18 protein-coding genes are annotated in these 17,021 nt (G+C 66.5%); 11 read left to right on the top strand and 7 right to left on the bottom strand.

Going from position 1 to position 17,021, the window contains the following annotated elements; all coding sequences use genetic code 11:
* Window positions 1-641 precede the first annotated feature (641 nt).
* The gene (locus BLP88_RS07145) at window positions 642-1,874 is read right to left on the bottom strand and encodes an MFS transporter (protein WP_074588043.1); all 1,233 of its coding nucleotides are present in this window, start codon (window positions 1,872-1,874) and stop codon (window positions 642-644) included.
* Between the two features lie 312 nt (window positions 1,875-2,186).
* Between BLP88_RS07145 and BLP88_RS07140 the strand changes: the two genes are divergently transcribed.
* A complete protein-coding gene (locus BLP88_RS07140; RefSeq protein ID WP_074588041.1) occupies window positions 2,187-2,636 on the top strand; it encodes an SRPBCC family protein in 450 nt (149 codons plus the stop codon).
* On the opposite strand, the gene BLP88_RS07135 is transcribed toward BLP88_RS07140, so the two are convergent.
* The gene (locus BLP88_RS07135) at window positions 2,617-2,829 is read right to left on the bottom strand and encodes a VOC family protein (RefSeq protein WP_245679790.1); all 213 of its coding nucleotides are present in this window, start codon (window positions 2,827-2,829) and stop codon (window positions 2,617-2,619) included. The two genes, BLP88_RS07140 and BLP88_RS07135, sit on opposite strands and share 20 nt — an antisense overlap.
* Before the next feature lie 171 nt (window positions 2,830-3,000).
* Between BLP88_RS07135 and BLP88_RS07130 the strand changes: the two genes are divergently transcribed.
* Genes BLP88_RS07130 through BLP88_RS07095 form a run of 8 tightly spaced genes read left to right on the top strand, consistent with a single transcriptional unit; the run spans window position 3,001 to window position 9,163 of the window.
* Window positions 3,001-3,303, top strand: a complete 303-nt coding sequence (locus BLP88_RS07130; protein ID WP_074588039.1) for an urease subunit gamma — start codon at window positions 3,001-3,003, stop codon at window positions 3,301-3,303.
* A 10-nt stretch (window positions 3,304-3,313) separates the two neighbouring features.
* A complete protein-coding gene (locus BLP88_RS07125) occupies window positions 3,314-3,652 on the top strand; it encodes an urease subunit beta (protein ID WP_074588038.1) in 339 nt (112 codons plus the stop codon).
* Window positions 3,649-5,394 carry an urease subunit alpha gene (gene ureC, locus BLP88_RS07120; RefSeq protein WP_074588036.1) on the top strand — a complete coding sequence of 582 codons (1,746 nt, stop codon included), beginning with the start codon at window positions 3,649-3,651 and terminating at the stop codon, window positions 5,392-5,394. The genes BLP88_RS07125 and ureC overlap by 4 nt, the downstream gene beginning before the upstream one ends.
* Before the next feature lie 29 nt (window positions 5,395-5,423).
* Window positions 5,424-5,903 (top strand): urease accessory protein UreE, encoded by a 480-nt coding sequence (ureE, locus tag BLP88_RS07115; protein ID WP_074588034.1) that lies wholly within the window; start codon window positions 5,424-5,426, stop codon window positions 5,901-5,903.
* A complete protein-coding gene (locus BLP88_RS07110; RefSeq protein WP_074588032.1) occupies window positions 5,884-6,564 on the top strand; it encodes an urease accessory protein UreF in 681 nt (226 codons plus the stop codon). The genes ureE and BLP88_RS07110 overlap by 20 nt, the downstream gene beginning before the upstream one ends.
* Window positions 6,565-6,576: 12 nt before the next feature.
* Entirely contained in the window at window positions 6,577-7,194 is a 618-nt protein-coding gene (gene ureG / locus BLP88_RS07105; RefSeq protein ID WP_074588030.1) for an urease accessory protein UreG, read from the top strand.
* A gap of 14 nt (window positions 7,195-7,208) precedes the next feature.
* Window positions 7,209-8,099 carry an urease accessory protein UreD gene (locus tag BLP88_RS07100; protein ID WP_074588126.1) on the top strand — a complete coding sequence of 297 codons (891 nt, stop codon included), beginning with the start codon at window positions 7,209-7,211 and terminating at the stop codon, window positions 8,097-8,099.
* A complete protein-coding gene (locus BLP88_RS07095) occupies window positions 8,099-9,163 on the top strand; it encodes a HoxN/HupN/NixA family nickel/cobalt transporter (RefSeq protein ID WP_074588028.1) in 1,065 nt (354 codons plus the stop codon). Before BLP88_RS07100 ends, BLP88_RS07095 begins: the two co-directional genes overlap by 1 nt.
* Before the next feature lie 35 nt (window positions 9,164-9,198).
* On the opposite strand, the gene treS is transcribed toward BLP88_RS07095, so the two are convergent.
* Window positions 9,199-11,493, bottom strand: coding sequence for a maltose alpha-D-glucosyltransferase (gene treS / locus BLP88_RS07090; RefSeq protein WP_074588026.1), 2,295 nt, complete (start codon window positions 11,491-11,493; stop codon window positions 9,199-9,201).
* A 192-nt stretch (window positions 11,494-11,685) separates the two neighbouring features.
* Here treS and BLP88_RS07085 point away from each other — a divergent pair, with 192 nt between their 5' ends.
* Together BLP88_RS07085 and BLP88_RS07080 are read left to right on the top strand one after the other, a co-directional pair.
* Window positions 11,686-12,270 (top strand): HhH-GPD-type base excision DNA repair protein, encoded by a 585-nt coding sequence (locus BLP88_RS07085; RefSeq protein ID WP_074588024.1) that lies wholly within the window; start codon window positions 11,686-11,688, stop codon window positions 12,268-12,270.
* Between the two features lie 31 nt (window positions 12,271-12,301).
* On the top strand, window positions 12,302-12,862 hold the full coding sequence (locus BLP88_RS07080) for an HdeD family acid-resistance protein (RefSeq protein WP_074588019.1): 561 nt from the start codon (window positions 12,302-12,304) through the stop codon (window positions 12,860-12,862).
* Between the two features lie 27 nt (window positions 12,863-12,889).
* Here BLP88_RS07080 and BLP88_RS07075 read toward each other — a convergent pair whose 3' ends face one another.
* From BLP88_RS07075 to BLP88_RS07060, 4 genes are all read right to left on the bottom strand, one after another.
* Complete coding sequence (locus tag BLP88_RS07075; protein ID WP_074588017.1) at window positions 12,890-13,831, bottom strand: carbohydrate kinase family protein; 942 nt, start codon at window positions 13,829-13,831, stop codon at window positions 12,890-12,892.
* 101 nt (window positions 13,832-13,932) lie between these two features.
* Window positions 13,933-14,727 carry an ATP-binding cassette domain-containing protein gene (locus tag BLP88_RS07070; protein WP_074588016.1) on the bottom strand — a complete coding sequence of 265 codons (795 nt, stop codon included), beginning with the start codon at window positions 14,725-14,727 and terminating at the stop codon, window positions 13,933-13,935.
* Complete coding sequence (locus BLP88_RS07065) at window positions 14,724-15,773, bottom strand: ABC transporter permease (protein ID WP_074588015.1); 1,050 nt, start codon at window positions 15,771-15,773, stop codon at window positions 14,724-14,726. Before BLP88_RS07065 ends, BLP88_RS07070 begins: the two co-directional genes overlap by 4 nt.
* A gap of 24 nt (window positions 15,774-15,797) precedes the next feature.
* Complete coding sequence (locus BLP88_RS07060; RefSeq protein WP_074588014.1) at window positions 15,798-16,913, bottom strand: substrate-binding domain-containing protein; 1,116 nt, start codon at window positions 16,911-16,913, stop codon at window positions 15,798-15,800.
* Window positions 16,914-17,021 lie beyond the last annotated feature (108 nt).

The following is a 17,021-nucleotide window of genomic DNA, read 5'->3' as shown; positions in this document are numbered from 1 at the left end:
GGCGCCCGGAACGGCCGGCGGAACCGATTCTTACAACCCGACCTGTTCGTTTTGCTCCGGTTGCCACAATTCAACGGCCCCTCTTATCGCCGCTGAAATTTCAGAAGCCGTGAACTTGAATTCCGCGCTAATCTGCTGCTCCGGCCAGGAAAAGGAGATCGTGAGAAGTTTCTCAGGTAAGACTCCGCCTGCGATGAAATAATGCGCTGCTCCTCCAGCGAGAGCGGGCCGCGGAAACGGACGCTAATCTCAGCGAAGAATCCACTGGGATAGATCTCCCCGAAGTTCAGCGTAAAGATTGTTGCAGTCCCGAGTTCCGGGGCGACCTGGCCTGACAACAGTCCAGGCATCCAGTTCCGCGGTCGCCTGCTCATGTCGTTCTCCTAGCAATTTAGCCAAACTGCCACGCTTTTTGTACTGCCCCGGCATCCATGAAATGACTCATTGTAACGCTGAGAATGGAGCTGCCGGCCCAAAGCTGAGCTGCAGGCCCGGTATGTGTTCCAAACAAAGGCCAGATATCAAAGGATCAGTCCTGCAGATCAGGCGACATACAGGCTTGCAAACCCGCCTGATCTGCAGAATCAATTTGTGCCCTGTGCAAGGGCGGACGCAGCGGCACTAGTCCCCAGCCGTGGGGTTTAGCCAACGGTGTCCCCGCCAACTGCACGGGCGGTCAGCACGGCCAGCAGTGCGGCGGCCCCGAGCACCGCGGCACTGACCATGAAGGTGCTGCCGTACCCGCCGCCGTCGAACAGGACGCCGCCGAGCGTGGAACCGAAGGCGATGCAGGTCTGGACCGTGGCCACCATGAGTCCGCCGCCGGCCTCGGCGTTGTGCGGCATGGCCGTGGCCACCCAGCTCCACCAGCCCACGGGGGCCGAGGTCGCGAGCAGTCCCCACACACCCAGGAGTGCCAACACCGCGATGAGTGAGGGGCCGAAAGGAACCAGGGCCAGCGCGACGGCGGCCAGCAGCGCCGGGATGACCGCCAGGGTCCGGTACAGGCCCGGGCCGAGGAACCGGCCGATCAGCAGCGTGCCGATGAAGCCCGTTACGCCGACGATGAGCAGCGCCAGCGACACCGTGGTCACATCCACCTTGGTGACCGTCTCCAGGAACGGCCGCACATAGGTGAACAGGATGAACTGGCCCATGAAAAAGGCCCCGCACGCCGCCATGCCCAGGGCAATCGGGCGGCTCTTGAGCGCGGCGAAGATGCCGAAGATCTGCCGCGCCGACGCCGAGGACCTCCCGGCTTCCAGCGAGGGCAGGCTGAACCACTGCCAGGCGAGGCAGAGCAGTGAGATCGGGACCAGGCAGAAGAAGGCTCCACGCCAGCCCACCACCGTGCCCAGGTAGCTGCCCAGGGGCGCCCCCAGCACGGTGGCCAGGGCTCCGCCGCCGTTGAAGATGGCCAGGGCGCGTGGCAGGCGGGACGCCGGAACGAGGTGCATGGCGGTGGCCGCGGACATCGACCAGAAGCCGCCCACCACCACGCCGATCAGCGCCCGGCCCGCCATGTACACGAAGTAGCCGGGTGCCATCGCCACCACGGCGCCGGAGACGCCCATCAGTGCCGTCAGGCCGAGCAGCAACGTCTTGCGGTTCATTCCGCCGGCCAAAGTGGTGACCGAGAGGCTGGTCAGCACGGCGAACAGTCCGGAGATTGCGATGCCCTGCCCCACCAGTCCCTCGGACACGCCCAGGTCCGCTGCCATCGGGGTCAGCAGGCTGACGGGCATGAACTCCGAGGAGATCAGGGCGAAGGCACAGAGCGACATCGCGAAGACGCCCTGCCAGTGTGCAGGGTGTCCTTCCGTCGGCGCTGCGTGAGTCGCGGTTACAGACTCAATGGACGTGCCGTGTGACATGAAAATCCTCTTTCGACCGCGGGCGGGGGTTGCCCCGACAATCCATGGGACCATCGCGCTCGCGAATGAGGGAGGCTCAGTTGATAGGGGTACTGCGAGTGCCTCCCTCCCTGCGGTCCAGGCGGATGATTCTGCTGGATCACCCTGAGGGACAGCCGGGGTTGCCGCATTATTCCGGCTCGAGGGCGCGGCCTGGAAAAGGGTGATCCAGCAGAAACTCACGGCACTCTAAACCCGCGGCGTCCCGAAGCCTAGACTTGGCTTGATCGGAGCGCCTGGCGGGGCGCCCGTGTGGAGAGCGGGGTGCGGACTATGGTCGATGTCCAGGTTGAAACAGTGATCAACAGGCCGCGCAACGTCGTGGCGGATTACGCGGGCAATCCGGACAACGCGCCCGAGTGGTACGCCAACATCAAGCGGGTGAGCTGGGAAACCGAACCGCCGCTGAGGCAGGGGTCGAGGCTGGCGTTCTCCGCGAATTTCCTCGGCCGGACCCTGGATTACACCTACGAGTTCGTGGAGTTCGTGCCCGGGGAGCTCCTGGTGATGCGCACTTCGCAGGGCCCGTTCCCGATGCAAACCACCTACCGCTGGGAAGACCTCGGCGCCGGCACCCGGATGACCTTGAGGAACACAGGCACGCCGGCGGGCTTCTCCAAGCTCGCAGCCCTGGTCATGGCGCCGATGATGAAAAGCGCCATGACCAAGGACCTGAAGCGGCTCAGGGAAATCCTCGAAGCTCCTACAGGTACGGGCGCGTGATCATCTCCAGGGCATGGCCTGCGGGATCCTTGAAGTAGACGCCCCTGCCGCCGTGCCCGGAACTGATCGTGCCGGCCAACTGCATCTGCGGGTCGGCCCAGTGCTCGATCCCGTTTCCCTGCAGCCGTGCGTAGGCGCGGTCGAACAGTTCGTCGTCCACCAGGAACGCGTAGTGCTGCATCTGGATGGCCACCGGCGGTTCGGCGAGTCCGCCATCGGCACGCGACGCTGCCCACAGCCTAGTACAGTCCGGACCGGCATCTTTGTGTGGGAGCAGTAGCAATCCGGAAACCTCACCGAAACGTCCCGCGCCTACTCTTGTCACGAAACCCGCGTCAGCGGTGCCCGGCGATGAGGAGAAGCGATGCATTTGATGCCCCGTGAGCAGGAAAAGCTCATGATCGTCGTGGCGGCCGACCTTGCCCGGCGGCGGCAGGCCCGGGGGCTCAAACTGAACCATCCGGAAGCGGTGGCCATCATCAGCTACGAGCTCATCGAAGGCGCACGCGACGGCCGCACCGTGGCCGATCTCATGAGCTGGGGCACCACCATCCTCGGCCGCGACGACGTCATGGAAGGCGTGCCGGAAATGATCCACGACGTGCAGATCGAGGCCACCTTCCCCGACGGCACCAAGCTCGTCACCGTCCACCACCCCATCCGCTAGGAGGCCGCACATGATCCCGGGCGAATACCGGCTCCGTCCCGAGCCGATCCACTGCAACAGCGGCCGCGAGGCGATCGCCGTCGACGTCGTCAACCGGGGCGACCGGCCCGTCCAGGTTGGCTCGCACTACCACTTCGCCGAGGCGAACCGGGCGCTCGAATTCGACCGGGAGGCCGCGTTCGGCCGCCGGCTGGATATCCCCGCCGGCACCGCGGCGCGCTTCGAGCCGGGGGACCGGCGCACCGTGCGGCTCGTGGAACTCGCCGGGCGGCGTGAGGTGCACGGTCTGTCCAACGCCGTGAACGGCCCGCTCGACGGCGGCACGCACCTTGAGGGGGACACCAAGTGAGCTTCGACCTTCCGCGCAGGCAGTACGCCGAGCTGTACGGCCCGACGACGGGCGACGCCATCCGCCTCGCGGACACGGAGCTGTTCCTGGAGATCGAGAAGGACTGCACGGTCTACGGCGAAGAAGCGGTCTTCGGCGGCGGCAAGGTGATCCGCGACGGCATGGGCCAGAACGGGCAGGCCACCCGTGAGGAGGACGTGCCGGACACCGTCATCACCAACGTGATCGTGTTGGATTACACGGGCATCTACAAGGCCGACGTCGCGCTCCGGGACGGCCACATTTTTAAAATCGGCAAGGCCGGCAACCCGGACATCAGCAGCGGCGTGGACATCGTGATCGGCGCCGGCACCGAGATCATCGCCGGTGAACGGAAGATCCTCACCGCCGGCGGCATCGACACCCACATCCACTTCATCTCCCCAGACCAGGTGCCCGCCGCGATCAGCAGCGGCATCACCACCATGGTGGGCGGCGGCACCGGCCCGGCCGAAGGCACCAAGGCCACCACCGTCACCCCCGGCGCCTGGCACATCAAGCGCATGCTGCAGGCGGCCGAGGGGCTGCCCGTGAACATCGGCGTCTTCGGCAAGGGCCACGCCTCCGCCGTCGAGCCCCTCGCGGAGCAGATCCGGGCTGGCGCCGTGGGGCTGAAGGTCCACGAAGACTGGGGCTCCACCACCGCCTCGATCGACAACTCCCTGAAAGCCGCGGACGAATACGACGTGCAGGTGGCCATCCACACGGACACCCTCAACGAGTGCGGCTTCGTGGAAGACACGATCAAGGCGATCGACGGCCGCGTCATCCACACCTTCCACACCGAAGGCGCCGGCGGCGGCCACGCCCCGGACATCATCAAGATCGCCGGCATGCCCAATGTGCTGCCCGCCTCCACCAACCCCACGCTGCCGTACACACGCAACACCATCGAAGAGCACCTGGACATGCTCATGGTCTGCCATCATCTGAACCCGGACATCCCGGAGGACGTGGCCTTCGCCGATTCGCGCATCCGCGCCGAAACCATCGCCGCCGAGGACGTGCTCCAGGACCTCGGCATCTTCTCCATCACCTCCTCCGATTCCCAGGCCATGGGCCGGGTGGGGGAGGTCATCACCCGGACCTGGCAGCTGGCGGACAAGATGAAGAAGCAGCGCGGCGTTTTGGAGGACCCCAGCCGGGAGGACCCCGACGGCGGCAGTCACGGTTCCGCGGGCAGCGACAACTTCCGCCTCAAGCGCTACGTGGCGAAGTACACCATCAACCCGGCGATCGCGCAGGGCATGGCGGACTCCATCGGCTCTGTGGAGGAGGGGAAATTCGCCGACCTCGTCCTCTGGGACCCGGCGTTCTTCGGCGTGAAGCCGGAACTCGTGCTCAAGGGCGGGCAGATCGCGTACGCCATCATGGGCGACGCCAACGCCTCCATCCCCACCCCGCAGCCGCGGACCATGCGGCCGATGTTCGCCACCTTCGGCAAGGCCATGCAGAAGTCCTCCATCACCTTCCTGTCCAAGGCCGCCATCGAGGCGGGCGTCCCGGAGGAACTCGGCCTGGAGAAGGTGATCCGCCCGGTCTCGGGCATCCGCTCCCTGAGCAAGGCGGACCTGAAGTTCAACGACGCGACGCCGGACATCGCCGTCGACCCCGAAACGTACAAAGTGAGCGTGGACGGCGAGGACGTCACCTGCGAACCCGTCGCCGAGTTGCCCATGGCGCAGCGCTACTTCCTCTTTTGAGCGGCACCACCGAAGGACCGGAGCACCACATGATCATCGAGAAAATCCAGGGCAACCTCCACGAACTGGCGACGCCAAACCCCTACGCCGGGCACCACAAGGAAAAGGTGGTGCTGCCCAGCGCCATGCTGGTCAAACGGATCCAGCGGGTCACCACCGACCACGGCAAGGAACTCGGCATCCGACTGCCGGCAGGCTCCCCGGACCTGCGCGACGGCGACATCCTGGCTGTGGAGGAGAAGAACCTGATCGTTGTCTCGGTGCTGCCCTCGGACGTGCTGGTGATCGCGCCGCGGAGCATCCACGAAATGGGGGTCGTGGCGCACTCCCTGGGCAACCGGCACCTGCAGGCCCAGTTCTTCGACGCCGCCTCCGAATATGCGGCCGAGGTGATGGTCTGCCAGTACGACCACACCGTGGAGGACTACCTCAAGCACGTCGGCGTGCCCTACGACCGCCAGGAACGCGTGATGCCCGTTCCCTTCCGCCATGCCGAACACACCCACTAGCCGCCGCCTGGCCCTGCAGCAGCTGACGGACTCCGCGCTGCCCACCGGGGCGTTCGCGCACTCCTTTGGCTTCGAGTCCTACATGGAGCGCGGCCTGGTTCACGACGAAGCAAGCTTCGGCACCTGGCTGGCCGCGTTCCTGGGCCAGCAACTGACGTACTCGGACGCCCTGGCCATCCGCTTCGTCTACGATGGCGCCCCGCTGGCGGAACTGGACGAACAGCTGAGCGCCCAGTTGCTGCCCCGGCAGGTGCGCGAGGCCAGCATCAAGATGGGCGGACGGCTGCTCGGGATCGGCGCCGAGGTGTTTCCGTCGCCGGAACTGGAAGCCTACCGGGCTTTGGTGACCACAGGCCGGGCCGCCGGCCACCAGCCGCTGGCGTTCGCCGTCGTCGCGCGCTCCCTGGGGGTCCCGCTGGAGGAGGCGCTCGCCGCGTACCTTTTCGCCGCGGTCACCTCGCTGACGCAGAACGCGGTGCGCGCCATCCCGCTTGGCCAGAACGCCGGGCAGCGGCTGCTGCGTGCAGCGCACGACGGCGTTGCTGCCGCCGTCGAACGGGCCGGCACCCTCACGCCGGACGACTTCGGGGCCATTAGCCCAGGCCTGGAAATTTCGCAGATGCGGCACGAGAAGCAACGTGCCCGCATGTTCATGAGTTAGTAGGAGGACACCATGTCAGAACCCGTCAAGATCGGCATCGGCGGACCCGTCGGCGCCGGCAAGACCCAGCTCGTGGAACGCCTCACCCGGCACATGAGCGGGGACATCTCCATGGCCGCCATTACCAACGACATCTACACGATCGAGGACGCCAAGATCCTGGCCGCCAACGGCATCCTGCCCGAGGACCGGATCATCGGCGTCGAAACCGGCGGGTGCCCGCACACCGCCATCCGCGAAGACACGTCCATGAACACCGCGGCCATCGAGGAACTCAAGTCCCGGCACCCCGACCTGCAGGTGATCTTCGTCGAGTCCGGCGGCGACAACCTCTCAGCCACCTTCAGCCCCGAACTGGTGGACTTCTCGATCTACATCATCGACGTCGCCCAGGGCGAGAAGATCCCGCGCAAGGCCGGGCAGGGCATGATCAAGTCCGACCTCTTCATCATCAATAAGACCGACCTGGCACCCCACGTGGGCGCGGACCTGGCCGTCATGGAGCGCGATTCCCGCGAGTTCCGGGGCGACAAGCCCTTCTGCTTCACCAACCTCAAGACGGACGAAGGCCTGGACGCGGTCATCCAATGGATCCGGCACGACGTCCTGATGCTCGACCTGGTTCCGTGACTGGCGCGGATCTCATGAGCACGACGACGGCGGCACCGGCTGCCGCCGTCGGGGCACCGATGGGGGAGCTCGCCTTGCGGGTGGCCCGGCGCGGCGGGCGTTCGGTGGCGGTGCACCAGTTCCACCAGGGTGCCTTGCGGGTGCTGCGGCCGCACTACCTGGACGACTCCGGGCAGCTCGGCTACGTGATGGTCAACCCGGGCGGGGCCTACCTCGGCGCGGACCTGTATGTGGTGGACGTGGAGGTGGAAGCGGGGGCGTCGTTGCTGCTGACCACGCAATCGGCCACCAAGATCTACCGCACGCCGGGCTCGTTCGCCGAACAACGCATGGCCATCCGGCTGGGGGAGGGGGCCAGGCTGGAACTGGCACCGGACCAGCTCATCGCCTACCGGGAGGCCAGCTACCGGCAGGACACCCGCATCAGCATGCACCCGTCGTCGAGCCTGCTCATGAGCGAAATCGTCACGCCCGGCTGGTCCCCGGAGGGCACCGCGTTCAGCTACGAGGAACTGCGGCTGCGCAGCGAAGTCCGGGTGGAAAGTACCGGCCTTCCGAAGGGCGGTGGCCTGCTGGCGCTGGACAATGTGCTGATCCGGCCGCGGCTTGGTGCGTCTGACGTCACCGGCCTGGGCTTCATGGAAGGCCGCAGCCACCTGGGATCGCTACTGGTGGTCGATCAGCGCGTGGACCAGGCGCTGGCCGAAGAACTGCGCGCCATCGCCGCGGCCCATGGGGCGCTGAGCGGGGTCTCCCTGACCGCGACGGTCGGCGGAACCACCGGGCTGATGCTGCGCGCACTCTCGGACAGCACGGAGGAACTGAACCGGCTGTTGGCCGGATGCTCCACGTACCTGCGCAGGCACTGGTACGGTCAGGAAGCACTGGACCTGAGGAAGTACTGATGACTGCTCTGACCGGCTTCGCCGCCCTGTACCGGCAGCGCGAAAAACTGTCCCTGCGGACCCGGCTGCTGTTCACCTTTGGTGCGGTGGCCGCCCTGCATCTTGCCGCCGTCGGGCTCCTGGCCGCCGGTACGCTGCTCCCGGGGACATTCGGGGGCGGTCAGCCGCTCGCCCTCGGCCTCGTGCTCACCGCTTACCTGGCCGGCATCAAGCACAGCTACGACTGGGACCACCTCGCCGCGATCGACAACTCCACCCGGAAGTTCGTGGCGCAGGGCAAGGAACCCGTCAGTGTGGGCTTCGCGTTCAGCCTGGGGCACAGCTCCGTGGTGGTCCTGGCCGGGGCGCTGGTGCTGGCCGGCGCCACCGTGGTGGGGCAGTTCATGGAGGAAGGCACCACCGGGAACCTGGTGCTGGGGCTGATCGGCAGCGGGGTGTCGGGCCTGTTCCTGCTGGCAATGGGCGTCTTCAACGGTTCAGCGTTCCTCCGGGCGGCCCGTCTGCACAGGGAAATGAAAGCCGGCGGAACTGTGTCCGCTGAAGACCTCGAGGTGAAGGGGTTTGTCGCGCAGTTGCTGGCCAAACCGCTGGCCCGGGTGCGGCGGCCCCGGAACATCTACGTGATCGGTTTCCTGTTCGGGCTGGGGTTCGATACCGCCACCACCATCGGCCTGCTGGTCATGACGACGGCGGCCTCGCTCGCCGGGGTCTCGCCGCTCGCGCTGCTGTCCTTGCCGCTGGCGTTCGCCGCGGCCATGACGCTCTGCGACTCAGCCAACGGCGTGGCCATGATGCGCATGTACCGCTCCGCGCTCGCGGACCCGCGCCGGAAGCTGGGGTTCAACTCGGTGGTCACAGGGGTCTCCGCCGTCTCCGCGTTGTTCATTTCCGGCATCACTCTGGGAGGTTTCCTCAACGCGGCGTTCGGCCTGCAGGATCCGGTCACCACCTGGCTGGGATCGATCGAGCTGGGCGAGGCGGGCCTGCTGCTGGTGGCCCTGCTCCTGGTGGTGTGGGGCATCGCGGTGTTGCGCGGCCGGGCCGCGCGCGGCAAGCTCTCCTGACTTTCCGCGCGCCGGTCCCGTCAGGCGCCGGGCCGTCAGGCGCCGGGAACCGCGCCGTCCTCCCGCAACAGCCCGTCTTCCCGCAGCAGCAGGGCGGTGCCCTGGAACGCGGGCAGTTCAAGGAAGAAGCTGCCGAGGTCGTCCACCTGGCCGATCGTGCTGCCGCTGAACAGGTCCTGCACCGTGGAACCGGGAAGCAGGTGGCTCGACTGGATGCTTCCGGCCACGTCCTGGTCCGAGAAGTTCAGCACGGTGACCTCCAGGGCGCCGCTTCCCAGCCGGTTGACCAGGACCAGCAGGCCCCGGTGCGAGACGCCGGGTACGTCCAGCAGTGTTCCGGTGGCGATGCCGTGCTCTTCTCGGACAGCGAGGACACGCTGGAGGCGGCGGGCAAAGGAATTCGAATCCTGCAACTGCTCCGGCAGTGGACCGTACAGGCTGCGGGCCCGGGGCATGCCGGAGGCCGAGGCCTTGGCGTCCGGGCTGGTGCCCATGAGGTCATGCGCCCCGCGGTTGATCCAGCGCGTGTCGCCCTGGGCGGTGAGTTCCGCGACGCTCTGCCGGTCAAGGGCCGTGATGCCGGTCAGGTCCCAGCCGGACAAGGCAAAAACGCCGGGCTGCAGGGCGTTGTACATGGCCAGGAGGATGTGGGCGTCCAGCACCCGCGACTCCTGTTCCGGCGTCATCGTCTCCGGATCCCGGATGCCCAGGGCCGCCATGATGAAGCTCACCGTGGTGCAGGCGATGCCGTTGGTGGTGAACACGGCGTTGTACGGCGCGCTCTCCCCGGTCAGCCGCTCACGCATGGTCTGCTGGACCTTCTCGGCCAGCTCGGCGCCGCTCAGTTCCTCCCCCGCGAGCTCGAAGATCTCTTCCCGGTGCCCCGAGGCGAAATGCATTAGCTCATAGGTGAGCTCGTCATGGTTCTGCAGCGCGTGCACCAGTGACGCCTGGTCAACGCCGATCTCCATGGACAGCCGGAGCATGAGCCGCAGCAGTTCGGTGTCCGCGGTGACCAGCGCGTAGTGGTACGCGGGCCGGGTGATGAAGTCGTAGGACAGGTCCGGCCCGGACTCGGATGTGGCCTTGATGTCGTCGATGGTGAGGTTGAGCTCCTGGAAGGAGAACCCGCCCACCTTACGGATCATCGAACCGATCAGCTGGTTGGCGGCCTCCGACAGCGGGTGCCCCTCCGACCAGCCGGGCTGCTCTTCGGCGCTCTTCTCCACGCCCAGGAAGCCGTTGGCGTCCAGCCGCAGGGCTCCGGTGCCGAGGTCAAGCAGGGAATGCAGGGCGTCGCCCACCACCAGGCGCATGCCGGCGAACGTGGGGTCCAGCCAGTTGATGGACGGTTGGCCGGCCTTGAAGTAGTGCAGGTACACCCAGCGGCGGGTTTTCCCGGTGGTATCCACCACCGGACGCGTGGCGCTCCAGTTGGTTTCCTTGACCCCGGGCTCGTAGAAGATCACCCGCTGCAGCCGGCCGATGATGTAGCCCGCCTTTTGCAGCGCCTGTTCGGAGTCCGGGCTGAGGTTCACCGAGTCCTGCCCGGCCGGGACCTCCGGCAGCAGGTGCCAGTCCTCCTCCGGGATGTCCACCATGTGGTAGATCCCGGGGTAGTCCCGGAAGTTCATCTCGGCGAGGCGGAAATCGGCCCCCTTGCCGGTGTGGCCGGGAACGATGTCGTCGATGATCGTGCCGTCGTGGTCGGCGGCCACTTCGCACATGCGGCGGAATTCGTCCTCGGTGCCGAAAACAGGATCAATCGCCATGCTGATCCGGTCGAAGTGGCCGTCCACGCTGGGTGTCTGGGACCAGCCGCTGATCCCGCCGGCCAGCTTGACGGGACCGGTGTGGATGGCTCGGATCCCGATCTCCCGGAAGGCGTCCCACATGTTCTTGTCGCCGAGGGCGCCCAGGAAGGACTCGCCGGACCGGGTGATGAAGGACAGGGGATACGCGGTGAACCACACGGGCGCACGTTCGACGGCGGCCCTCGGGTTCGGGTGGGCGTAGGAGTTCTGCCACATGCTGGCCTGCCCCGAAAGCTGCCGGGACAGGGTGTTGGCGTCGCCGAGCATTGCCTGGTTGCGCAGCCATTCGACGTACGCGGTGTTGCGGCCGTCGAACTCGAAGGATGGCTTGGTGGCGAGGTACTGCCGCCGCCGGGCAATCGGCCGCAGGGCCTTTGGCCGCGCAGGATAGAACTGTTCGTCGTAATTCATGTCGGGGTCGACCGCGGTTTCGGCGGCGGCCGGCACGGCCTCTCCTTCCCCGCCCGCAAGGGTGTCCGATTCAAGAAAACCGTCGCTGGCACTGAATTCCCGCATAGATTCCTCCTACCGGTGGGTGCCCGCGGTCCGCGGGCATCATTCCAGGTCGCCTTGCCCCTGCCAACGTACCCCAGTGTGCGGGGACCCGTCAGGCGTGGCTCGGCCACATTTCCCAGCCCCGGTGCATGGAACCGCGGACTGGCGCGGACGGGCTGACGTGCTCACAGGCAGGGTGGCAGGATAGGGCGCATGGAACTGCACATCACAGGGGACCCGGCCGCCGATAAACTGCTCAGCGACGATGCGTTCGCGCTGCTGACGGGCATGCTGTTGGACCAGCAGGTGACGATGGAATCGGCGTTTGCCGGGCCGGAGAAGATCCGGACGCGCATTGGTTCGATCTCCCCGGCAACCGTGGCCGGCTACGACCCCGCGGGCTTTGTGGAGATGTTCAAGGAGAGCCCGGCGGTTCACCGCTTCCCCGGCTCGATGGCCGGGCGGGTCCAGGCCCTCGCCGAAGCGGTGGAGCATGACTGGGGCGGGGACGCCACCGCCATCTGGACCCAGGGCGATCCCGGCGGCAAGGAGGTGCTGAACCGGCTCAAGGCCCTGCCGGGCTTCGGCGAGCAGAAAGCAAAGATCTTCCTGGCGCTCCTGGGCAAGCAATGCGGGCTCCAGGCCCCGGGCTGGCGCGAGGCCGCAGGCAATTACGGCCAGGCCGACGTCTTCCTGTCCGTGGCCGACATCGTTGACCCGGAGTCCCTGCGCAAGGTGCGCGCCTCCAAGCAGGCAGCCAAAGCGGCGGCCAAGGCTGCGAAGTCCGCAGGGCACTGACATCGCTTCCCCGGTGGATTAAACTGGCGCCATGGCCGCCATCGCAGCGCGCAAGTTGTTCAAGCATTCCGGCACGGGGCTCATTGTCCGCGGCGCTCTGGCCTTGCTGCTGGCTTTGGCCGTAGCGGCCCTGCCCGTTGCCACGGTGTTCGCCCTCGCGTATGTGTTCGGGATCTACGCGATGGCCGATGGCCTCGCGAACCTGGCGCATTACTATTACGACCCCGTACGCCATTCCCGCTGGAGCATGATCGGCGGGATTGCCTCCGTTGCGGCCGGCCTGGTTGCTGTTTCGTGGCCGGGCATTGTGGCGTCGGCGCTGGCGTTCCTGGTGGGAATATGGGCTTTGGCCCTGGGAGTCTCCCAGGTCTTCATCGCGCTGGAGGGCAGGTCGACCGTGCGGGCCTGGCGAAGCCCCGCGCTGACGGGCCTGGTCCTGATCGCGTTCGGCATCCTGGTTCTCGTCAATCCCGGCGCCGGAATCGTCTCGCTCGCCTGGCTGCTGGCGTCCTTCACCGCCGTCGCCGGTTTGCTGCTGGTGATCTCCGGATTCTCGATGCGCAGGGTTGCTGGCTCCTCGATGGTTGCCTGAGCGTCCGGGTCCACTCCGCCCGCGAAACTAAGCAGGCGCAGGCTCCGGTTCCGCCGCCAATTCTTCCGCCGTGGGCGGGTTCGCGCCGGGCCTGCTGACCGTGATCGCGGCCGCTTTCGACGCGGACCGCCCGAGGATTTCGAGCACCGCAGGTGCCAGGCCGTCGCTGCTGCGGCTGAGCAGCCCATAGATCAATGCTGCCATGTAGGAATCGCCGGCTCCGATGGTATCGGCAACAGCGGTCTTCACTGCCGGCACCCGCAGGCGGTTGGCCCGTGTTGCCAGCAGGGATCCTTCGGAGCCACGCGTAACCACGGCCAGGTCGGCGCCAAGCCCCAGGACGCGGTCGGCGGCATCGTCCAGACCGAGTCCAGGGTAGAGCCAGCGCGCATCCTCGTCGCTGAGCTTGACAGCATCCGTCAGCGGAACGAGGTCCTCGAAGATGGCCAGCGCTTCGGCATGCGTGCCGAGCAGCGCAGGCCGGATGTTGGGATCGTAAGTGACCAGGGTTTCGCGGTACGACTGCTCGAGCAAGGTCCTGACGGCTCCGGCGCCAGGGGAGAGGAAGCTGGCGATCGATCCGGCGTGCAGGATCCTGGGGAAGGAAGGGGGAGCCACGGGCGCCAGTTCCCAGGAGATATCGAACGCGTAGCTGGCAGAACCGTCGGATGCCAGGGTGGCAGTTGCCGAGGCCGTCCGGCCCGCCGAGATGGACCCCGGGAGCAGCGACACGCCGGCCGAGGCCAGATGGTTGGCAATCGCGGCACCGCGTTCGTCGTCGCCGATCGAAGTCAGCAAACTGGTCCTGACCCCCAGCCGGCCCAGCCCGTAAGCCACGTTGGCCGGCGAGCCGCCCGGATGTTCAACTGTGCCGCGGGAGGTGGTGACGACGTCGATGAGCGCCTCGCCGATCACGACGACGTCGGCGGATTCTCTCTGGGGAGCGGAGTCTGGGTACGAGTGGGCCATGGAGGGGTGTCTTTCGCAGGGCCGTCCGCGGACGCGGCGTTGTGGGGCTTCGCCGGGTCCGCGGACGGGAGGTGGGTAGAGCGTCAGGACGACAGAAGGATTCAGGCTGTTGCGGCACCTGTCATGATCGCCACCGCATCCGTCATGGAGTGCGACTGTGGCGTGATCGTGGCCGCGCACTTGCCGAGCCGCTGGATGTGGATGCGGTCGGCGACGTCGAACACGTGAGGCATGTTGTGGCTGATCAGGATGACCGGCAGTCCGCGGTCCCGGAGATCCCGGACCAGCTGCAGGACCTGGTTCGATTCACGCACGCCCAGGGCTGCCGTCGGCTCGTCCAGCACCACCACCTTGGAACCGAAGGCAGCGGCCCGGGCCACGGCAACTGCCTGGCGCTGTCCGCCGGAGAGGTTTTCCACCGGAACCGTGACGTCCTGAAGTGTGGAAATACCCAGCCGGATCAGCTCCGCCTTGGCCTTGCGGCGCATGCCTTTGGTATCCAGGACCCGGAAGATCGACCCCAGGGGCCCGGGGAGCCGTTCTTCCCGGCCAAGGAACAGGTTCGATGCCACATCCAGGGCGGGGGAAACCGCCAGGTTCTGGTAAACGGTCTCGATGCCGTGGGCCCGGGCGTCCTGCGGCCGCTTGAAGTGGACCTGCTGGCCGGACACCAGCAGTTCGCCGGTATCCGGGAGCTCGGCCCCGGTGAGGCATTTGATGAGGGTGGACTTGCCGGCCCCGTTGTCACCGATGATGGCCAGCACTTCGCCGGGGTAGAGGTCAAGGCTGACCCCGTCCAGCCCGACAACTTTGCCAAAAGTCTTGACCAGGTTGCGTGCCTGCAGGATCGGTTGGCGGGTCCCGGTAGCCGGGGTAGGAACGTCGACGGCGGTCATGACTTAACCTTTCGGATCCACTGGTCCACCGACACAGCGACAATGATGAGCACGCCCACGGCGAGGGTCTGGAACAGGACGTCCAGCCCCGCGAGGGACAGGCCGTTCCGGAAGACGCCCACGATCAGCGCCCCGAGCAACGAACCCCAGACCGAGCCGCGGCCGCCGAAGAGGCTCGTGCCGCCGATGACGACGGCTGTGATCGAATCCAGGTTCAGATCCACACCGGCGTTGGGGCTGGCCGCGTTGGTGCGGCCGATCTGGATCCACGCGCCGACGGCCAGGACCGCGCCTGCGGCCAGGTAAACGCTCATGAGGACCCGGTTGACGGGGATACCGGCCAGGCGGGCCGCCTCTTTGTCGTCGCCCACCGCATAGACGTGGCGTCCCCAGGCGGTCTTGCCGAGGATGAAGGCCACTCCGATGTAGAGCAGCAGCATCGCGACCACACCGGTGGAGATCCGTACCGGGCCCACGGGGAAGGTGCTGCCCATCCAAGTCAGCAGGGCCGGCATGCTCGAGCCGCGCACCGTGGAGCCGCCCGAGTACAGCAGGGTCAGCGCGATGAAGATGTTCAGCGTTCCCAAGGTTACGATGAACGGCGGAAGCTTGAACCTTGTCACGAGGAAACCGTTGAGCGCCCCGGCGGCGAGTCCGACGACGAGCCCCGCCACGAGTGCCAGCGGTGCCGGCATGCCGTTGTTCACTGTTATCTGCGCGACCACCATGGACGTAAGAATCATCACCGCGCCCACTGAGAGGTCGATGCCCGCGGTGAGGATGATCAGGGTCTGTGCGATGGCAAGGGTTCCCACCACGGAGACCTGCTGCGTAATGAGGGAGAGGTTCTCAACGCGCAGGAAGCGGTCGTTGAGGATCCCGAACACCACAACGGCTACCAGGAGCACGATGGCCGGGCTCAGGGCGGGGTAGCGGTGCAGCACATTGCGGATGCGGCTGAGGGGTGTGCTTCGGTCCAGAAATTCCTCGGCCGGGTCGGTGGACTTCTCGGCCGGCGGTCCGGCCGCCTGCTGTTGCTGGGTCATGTTTGCTCCTGTCAACTGCCGGTCCTACTTGCCCCAGCAGACCTGGGCAGCATCCGCCGTCGTGATGCTCTTGACTCCCTCGGCCGCCTTGTCGGTGACCAGTTCGACTCCGGTGTTGAAGAAGTCCAGTCCTGCCGAGTTCTCCGGCTTCTTGCCGGTCTTGGCGAGGTCGACGATTGCCTTGACGCCGAGCTCTGCCATCTTGACCGGGTATTGCTGGGCGGTGGCGCCGATGACGCCGGCCTTGACGTTGTTCACGCCGGCGCAGCCGCCGTCGACCGAAACGATGAGGACGTCCTTTTCCTTGCCGGCGGACTTGAGTGCCTCGTACGCTCCGGCGGCAGCAGGTTCATTGATGGTGTACACGACGTTGATATTGGGGTTCTTGGACAGCAGGGTCTCCATCGCCGTGCGGCCGCCGTCCTCGGCACCTTGGGAAGCCTGGTTGCCCACAATCTCGTAGTCGCCGCCCTTGCCGCCGGTGTACTTGCCGGCCTTGGCTTCGTCGCCGTTCTTCTTCTTGTCCGCCGTGTCGATGCCGAGGCCCGTCAGGAACCCTTGGTCGCGGTTGTAGTCAACGGAGACCACCTTGTCATCGAAGAGGTCGATCAGCGCGATGGTGGCCTTCTTGCCTCCCAGTTGCGCGGCGGTCCACTTTCCGATCAGCTCGCCGGCCGCGAAGTTGTCCGTGGCGAACGTGATGTCCGCGGCATCGGCCGGGTCCGGCGGGGTGTCCAGAGCGATGACAAAGAGGCCGGCATCCTTGGCCTTCTTCAGGGCGTCGACGACGGACGGGCCGTTGGGGGTGATGAGGATTCCCTTGTCACCCTTGGAGATGGCGTTTTCGATGGCCTGGATCTGGGTGTCCTCGTCGCCGTCGGCCTTGCCTGCCGCGAGCTTGAGGTCGACGCCGTCAGCTTCGGCGGCCTTTTTCGCACCGTCCTGCATGGAGACGAAGAACGGGTTGGCGGTGGTCTTGACGATCAGCGAGACGCCGATCTTCTCGGAGGAGGTGCCGGTGGAGGACCCTGTCCCGCTTGAACTGCCTCCGCAAGCCGTCAGGCTCAGTGCACCGAGGGTCAGGACCGCGCCGGCGGCGAAGAGGCGGCGGGCGGTGGAGCGTGGGGCGATGGAACTCATCTTTGAATCTCCTGTCTCAGGGCACCTGGCGTGCCTGACAACGATGTCATCCCCATGTGTAATCCAGCTCACACGCTATAGTCAACGGGGACACCTCGAGGGGGAGAA

Source organism: Arthrobacter cupressi (assembly GCF_900099975.1).
Taxonomy (GTDB): Bacteria; Actinomycetota; Actinomycetes; order Actinomycetales; family Micrococcaceae; genus Arthrobacter; species Arthrobacter cupressi.
This window is presented reverse-complemented; position numbering and strand designations above follow the sequence as displayed.

What these genes read in the sequence shown, in the direction of transcription:
- BLP88_RS07145 (WP_074588043.1), bottom strand. Translation starts at nt 1,874, where the DNA reads ATGTCACACGGCACGTCCATTGAGTCTGTAACCGCGACTCACGCAGCG.
- BLP88_RS07140 (WP_074588041.1), top strand. Translation starts at nt 2,187, where the DNA reads ATGGTCGATGTCCAGGTTGAAACAGTGATCAACAGGCCGCGCAACGTC.
- BLP88_RS07130 (WP_074588039.1), top strand. Translation starts at nt 3,001, where the DNA reads ATGCATTTGATGCCCCGTGAGCAGGAAAAGCTCATGATCGTCGTGGCG.
- BLP88_RS07125 (WP_074588038.1), top strand. Translation starts at nt 3,314, where the DNA reads ATGATCCCGGGCGAATACCGGCTCCGTCCCGAGCCGATCCACTGCAAC.
- ureE (WP_074588034.1), top strand. Translation starts at nt 5,424, where the DNA reads ATGATCATCGAGAAAATCCAGGGCAACCTCCACGAACTGGCGACGCCA.
- BLP88_RS07110 (WP_074588032.1), top strand. Translation starts at nt 5,884, where the DNA reads ATGCCGAACACACCCACTAGCCGCCGCCTGGCCCTGCAGCAGCTGACG.
- ureG (WP_074588030.1), top strand. Translation starts at nt 6,577, where the DNA reads ATGTCAGAACCCGTCAAGATCGGCATCGGCGGACCCGTCGGCGCCGGC.
- BLP88_RS07100 (WP_074588126.1), top strand. Translation starts at nt 7,209, where the DNA reads ATGAGCACGACGACGGCGGCACCGGCTGCCGCCGTCGGGGCACCGATG.
- BLP88_RS07095 (WP_074588028.1), top strand. Translation starts at nt 8,099, where the DNA reads ATGACTGCTCTGACCGGCTTCGCCGCCCTGTACCGGCAGCGCGAAAAA.
- treS (WP_074588026.1), bottom strand. Translation starts at nt 11,493, where the DNA reads ATGCGGGAATTCAGTGCCAGCGACGGTTTTCTTGAATCGGACACCCTT.
- BLP88_RS07085 (WP_074588024.1), top strand. Translation starts at nt 11,686, where the DNA reads ATGGAACTGCACATCACAGGGGACCCGGCCGCCGATAAACTGCTCAGC.
- BLP88_RS07080 (WP_074588019.1), top strand. Translation starts at nt 12,302, where the DNA reads ATGGCCGCCATCGCAGCGCGCAAGTTGTTCAAGCATTCCGGCACGGGG.
- BLP88_RS07075 (WP_074588017.1), bottom strand. Translation starts at nt 13,831, where the DNA reads ATGGCCCACTCGTACCCAGACTCCGCTCCCCAGAGAGAATCCGCCGAC.
- BLP88_RS07070 (WP_074588016.1), bottom strand. Translation starts at nt 14,727, where the DNA reads ATGACCGCCGTCGACGTTCCTACCCCGGCTACCGGGACCCGCCAACCG.
- BLP88_RS07065 (WP_074588015.1), bottom strand. Translation starts at nt 15,773, where the DNA reads ATGACCCAGCAACAGCAGGCGGCCGGACCGCCGGCCGAGAAGTCCACC.
- BLP88_RS07060 (WP_074588014.1), bottom strand. Translation starts at nt 16,913, where the DNA reads ATGAGTTCCATCGCCCCACGCTCCACCGCCCGCCGCCTCTTCGCCGCC.